Genomic DNA, 391 nt, shown 5'->3' with positions numbered 1-391 from the left:
CGGATCACCCGCACCGCGATCTCACCACGATTGGCAACAAGAACCTTGGTGATCTTTCGACGAGAATCGGACGTGGTCATAGTGTCGAGTTCCTTCACTGGCCGTAACGGGCATTGACGAAAAGAGCTGGGGCACCGGCGAGTCCATACCGATGCATATCCTCGGGTCGGCCCCACAGATCGAGCACCGGCAAAGATTCTTCGACCACGGTCGGCCGCGCAGCGGACAACACAGCAACAACAGCAGCTATGTCGGTGTCGGTCGGACATCCTCGAAACGACCAACTACCTGACGCTGCAACATGATTCGCTGCGCTCACTGCGTCATGATTCGCTTCGCTCATAGGGGAATGTTTCCGTGTTTCTTGGGTGGGAGGGTGACTTGTTTGCGT

The 391-nt window shown here is 56.8% G+C and carries 1 protein-coding gene; it reads right to left on the bottom strand.

The annotated features are described in order from the left end of the window. Positions 1-94: 94 nt before the first annotated feature. Positions 95-343: an acyl-CoA carboxylase epsilon subunit gene (locus QM797_RS26150; protein ID WP_283278649.1), complete on the bottom strand. Its 249-nt coding sequence runs from the start codon at positions 341-343 to the stop codon at positions 95-97. Positions 344-391: the final 48 nt, after the last annotated feature.

Source organism: Rhodococcus sp. IEGM 1381 (assembly GCF_030056795.1).
GTDB lineage: Bacteria > Actinomycetota > Actinomycetes > Mycobacteriales > Mycobacteriaceae > Rhodococcoides.
This window is presented reverse-complemented; position numbering and strand designations above follow the sequence as displayed.

What these genes read in the sequence shown, in the direction of transcription:
- QM797_RS26150 (WP_283278649.1), bottom strand. Translation starts at nt 343, where the DNA reads ATGAGCGAAGCGAATCATGACGCAGTGAGCGCAGCGAATCATGTTGCA.